Here is a 4096-nt window from a genome sequence, read left to right as displayed (position 1 = left end):
ACGTTCTTCTTCACGGTGGTCCCTCATCTCGGATGATTCTTGGCAGATTCACCCGATACCTACCAACTGGCAGGCTTCAGGTGGGGGACCGCCACCTGCGAAGTTCTACGAGAGTCGGGACATCCTCGCCCTGACCGGACACCTCTAATACTTCGGCGCACACCCCGACCGGGCAACTCGCCACCATCCAAACCCGCGAGTAAGAGCAAGGACGGGCAACATGGACGACGCTCGGCGATCATATGGGTACATCGGCCCCGTCGAGTTAGTTGAGCAAGTCTCGCCGGACGCCACCGGTCAACCGATGGCGGACTCCAACGACTTCTCCGCATGGATCACCGCGCAGTCTGCCGTGGACCTGGCGGAGCCGTTCACCTTCGTCGTCGACGTCAGCGGCTTCCTAAGGCTGGCGCCCCGTCGCAGTGAGCACGTGGTCTGCGCCGGCGGGGAGCCCGTGCTGGGCGCGGGTGAGATCGCCTTCGCCCGAGAAGGCGACAGGTGGGTGGTCTCCCAGGTCAGCAACCAGTCGACAGGCTACTGTCCGGATCTCGCGTCCTGGGATGCACTGGCCGCCGCGTTGGACGGGATCGGGCTGGCGCGCCCCGCCGCCTTCACCCACGAGGTTGAGTTCCGCCGTTGCCCGGAGTGCGACGAGCTGAACGTGGTGAAGGAGAGCCACCTCGTATGCGTATTCTGCGAGAGCGACCTGCCAGCCGGATGGAACCTCGATCGAGGCTTCAGTAATCGCTGATACGGGGCCAGTCGGGCTACTCGAGCTATTCGAGTTGGGCGAGCCGAAGCGCGTCCGTGAGCTCGCGGAGTTTCGCCGACGACAGTCTTCCCGCCTGTTCGAGCAAGGCGTCGTCTGTCAGCGTGACCAGCCAGGTGCAGGGGATGAACCCGGCACGCGGCAGGGCGACGCGCACGACGCCCACGTCCGCAAGTCCTTCTTCCTCACCCAGCCTGACTTCGATGCCGACATCGGTCAGGTCGGTCTCCGTCGGCGCAACGACCTGAATCGCCCGCAACTCCTCGGCCCCGTCGCGCGACAAGATCACCACCGGGCGCCGCTCGTCGAGTAGCGCCCACCACACCTCGCCACGTTCCATCGGGCCTCCCCGGCGTCAGATCACGCTACGACTGTAGTACCAGCAGGGCGCGTTATGTCTGCGACGCCGAGAGCGTTCGGGGACTCTTGCAAGGAGCGGTGGCCTGCGCAAGTGGTGGGAGGATAAGTAGAACATCTACGGGTTGGATTCCCAATACGGTGAGATAGAGGAGTGCGACAAGCGTGGCAACCACCGCGGCTCCTTCGATCCGAACACCGGGGAACCGATCAAGGACAAGGACGGGAAGGTCAAAGGTCCCGTCTCAGAACGGACGTGTGCGCGATGGGCTGGACCTTGCTGGGCATCGGCCGCGACGGCTCAACCAGCCTCGAGGTGCCGATGCCGCCCGCCTTCACCGATGAGACGGCGCTCGCCTGGTTCGGGCCGGATCGGACGCTTTACCAGCGCCTGTGGGCCCTGAGCGCGGAGCAGGTCTCGGCCGTCGCGCGCATGGCGGACGAGCCGATCCCCGAAGACGGCGTGGACTACTGGGTGGGGTTCCGGACGTCGTGGGCGGTGGAGGCGTTCCACCGCGCCGACGACCAATGGGCGCTGACCTTCCATCTCCCGCCTAGCTTCGGGTTCGCCCAAGCGGCGCGCTGGGCGCACCTGTGGTCCATCGACGTCTACTGCGGCGAATTCCCCTTGGAGGGCCCGGAGTTGGCGGAACTGGGCGCTCTGCTCGGCGTGAGCGTCGATCCTGCGCGATACGCCTACTTCTTTGGCGCCAGATCCGCTGACATCGAGCCCGCGGATGGGGGAGCGGCATGAGCTGGCTGATCGGGGGCTTCGGCAGGCAGGCTGCGGGCCGGGCCTTGGGCTGCGAGTGCGAGCTGGACGGGCCTCGGCGGTGTTCCAGATCTCGTTGACTTGAGGGGTCTGGCAGAGGTCGTAAACCGCTTGAACACGCTGGGTCGTGCGGTTACTGTCGGTCGCATGTTCTAAAGACGGCATAGGTCGAGACACCTCAGGCGGGCGACAGCGGTCGATCATTCGACGCTGCGCGCTGAGTCCTGCCCTTGTTTCCCATGCCGTCGACCACCGCTTCCGCAGCGGTCTTCTCCCTTCTCGATTGATCGACATCGCGATGGGCGGTCGGCATGCCATCGCGAAATTCGTTCGAGGAGAATGCTGATGTCTCAACGCTGTGACGTGTGCGGCAAGGAGCCGCGCTTTGGCAACCAGGTCGCCCGGTTGGGGCGCAACGCGCAGAAGCGGCGGGTGCTCGGGCGCTCGGCGCGGATGTTCCGTCCGAACATCCAGCCGGTGAAGGCGACCGTCAACGGCCGGCCGGTGAAGCTCAAGGTCTGCACGGCGTGCCTGAAGGCCGGGAAGGTTCAGCGCCGCTCCGCTTCGTAGTACTGCCGCCGGCACACAAGGCGGGGCCCGCGCCGGCGGGCCCCGCCCCGGTTGTCTTCAGGCCTCTGCGAGTGGCCTCTCCATTGTTTGCCGCGGGATCGAGGGGCTGGAGCGCTGCCGGGCCCGCATAGATCGGAGCGGACGGGTCTCCCGTGATCCGCGGGATTGCAGCCTTGAGCGTGTCAGCATGGGCCGCTCCACCCGGGGTGCTCGGTGCCGTGCGCATCAGGGTCGGCGCGCACACTGTCGACCAATCCCATACTTCCGTCGTCCGCCAACGGATTCCAAGTTGCCGGTGCAGAGGGTCAGCGCCGACGAGAGCCGGCCGGAGCAGTGCTTGGAATCCGGCGGCCGGAGAACTCGAACGCCGCGCTGCGCATCGACTCCACCAGCGCGCCGCCGGGGTAGTCGGCATAGACGGGATACGCGTCACGGTAGTAGAGCGCCCAGTAGCTGATGACACGCCGCTCCACCTGCTTGAAGTGCCAAGGAACGCCCGCGACGTAGCGGCCGTACTCGGCTCGCTGGAGCGAGCCTGATACGTCGAGTTCTGCGAGCGCGGATCTGATGGACTCGACGATCTCCAGGACATACTCGCCGGCGAGTTCGACGACGAACGGGACGGTCCATGACTGCGGCGGCCGCCGAAGCACGTTCTCGATCCTGCGCTGGCGGATCCATCCGTCGGCGTGCCTGGAGTAGAGGCAGTCGAGCAAGGTCCTTTGCGTCTCGGTCAGTTCGCTTTCCCGCGCAGGATCCGGTTCCGGGTTGTAGATCCGTCCCGGGATTGCTATCCGCTCGGTGGCGGCGAAGGTGATGATGCGGTCATCGGATCGGAAGGCGGCAGCCGGCATGATCGTCGTGGCTGGGCCGACCTCTCCGCGAACACGCACGGGAAACGCGTTCTCCCACCTGAAGCGATCCATGTTCGCCTTGAAGAAGGCGCGACGGCGCTTGAGGATCTTGCGTGCCGGCACCTTCGACATGTTGACCAGCCAGTCCGCGAAGAAGTCGGCGAAGACGGCAGTCGACTCCCCGGCTTCCAGGCGGTAGGAGGCCCAGGTCAGATCAGCTCCGTAGAGGTCATCGGGGCAGTGGCCGTTAAGCGTGCCGCAGGCGATGGAGTCCCCGGTCAAGACCGCGCCCACGGTGAAGCCGCCCTTGATGTCACGCCAGACGAGAACGGGTGTCTCGGCGTTCTGGCCGTTCCCTTCCTCGACGACGGCCTCGATTGCGCATCGCTCGAGCTGCTCCCCCTGGTGGCCCGGCCGACGCGTGCGTTCGGCGAGCCGCTCGACCATGGGGCGCCACCGCTCATCAAGATCCCACTCGTCGAGGACCTCTTCGAAGATGTTCACAGCGCCCGACACTATCGACGCCTACCGGGCGCGAGGTAGGCGTCCGGCGCAGTGGCGGCCATTGCGGCTCGGGCCCGCCCGCACCCGGGCTCCTCGCCCACCCGGGTGGCGTCCGGAGTCCTCCGATTGACACTCGGGGCGCGATTGGCCGAAACTGAGCGCGTGGCCGCGTTCGAAACTATGTTCGAAAATACATTGACCTCTACGCATGAGGTCAAAAGCCCCAAGTCGGCGCGGCTTGACCGGGTGGCGGCGGAGCTTGAGGGGGTG

5 protein-coding genes and 1 pseudogene are annotated in these 4096 nt (G+C 66.0%); 4 read left to right on the top strand and 2 right to left on the bottom strand.

Features of this window, described 5'->3' with window-relative positions; translation table 11 throughout:
- Positions 1–220 precede the first annotated feature (220 nt).
- On the top strand, positions 221–751 hold the full coding sequence (locus KDL01_RS39520) for a hypothetical protein (RefSeq protein WP_212533856.1): 531 nt from the start codon (positions 221–223) through the stop codon (positions 749–751).
- 25 nt (positions 752–776) lie between these two features.
- Here the strand turns inward: KDL01_RS39520 and KDL01_RS39515 are convergent, their stop codons facing one another.
- Complete coding sequence (locus KDL01_RS39515) at positions 777–1109, bottom strand: type II toxin-antitoxin system PemK/MazF family toxin (protein WP_212533855.1); 333 nt, start codon at positions 1107–1109, stop codon at positions 777–779.
- A 142-nt stretch (positions 1110–1251) separates the two neighbouring features.
- Between KDL01_RS39515 and KDL01_RS46315 the strand changes: the two are divergent.
- The 3 genes and pseudogenes from KDL01_RS46315 to rpmB form a co-directional block, all read left to right on the top strand.
- Positions 1252–1341 (top strand): annotated as a pseudogene (locus KDL01_RS46315) (colicin E3/pyocin S6 family cytotoxin); the annotation flags it as partial.
- A gap of 50 nt (positions 1342–1391) precedes the next feature.
- Positions 1392–1880 carry a hypothetical protein gene (locus tag KDL01_RS39505; RefSeq protein WP_246577634.1) on the top strand — a complete coding sequence of 163 codons (489 nt, stop codon included), beginning with the start codon at positions 1392–1394 and terminating at the stop codon, positions 1878–1880.
- A 363-nt stretch (positions 1881–2243) separates the two neighbouring features.
- A complete protein-coding gene (gene rpmB, locus KDL01_RS39500) occupies positions 2244–2468 on the top strand; it encodes a 50S ribosomal protein L28 (RefSeq protein WP_212533852.1) in 225 nt (74 codons plus the stop codon).
- A 305-nt stretch (positions 2469–2773) separates the two neighbouring features.
- On the opposite strand, the gene KDL01_RS39495 is transcribed toward rpmB, so the two are convergent.
- Entirely contained in the window at positions 2774–3826 is a 1053-nt protein-coding gene (locus tag KDL01_RS39495) for a hypothetical protein (protein ID WP_212533851.1), read from the bottom strand.
- Positions 3827–4096 lie beyond the last annotated feature (270 nt).

The sequence above is a fragment of the Actinospica durhamensis genome (assembly GCF_018139695.1).
GTDB classification, from domain to species: domain Bacteria; phylum Actinomycetota; class Actinomycetes; order Streptomycetales; family Catenulisporaceae; genus Actinospica; species Actinospica durhamensis.
The sequence above is the reverse complement of the archived record's forward strand: the minus strand, read 5'-3'. Positions and strand labels throughout refer to the sequence as shown.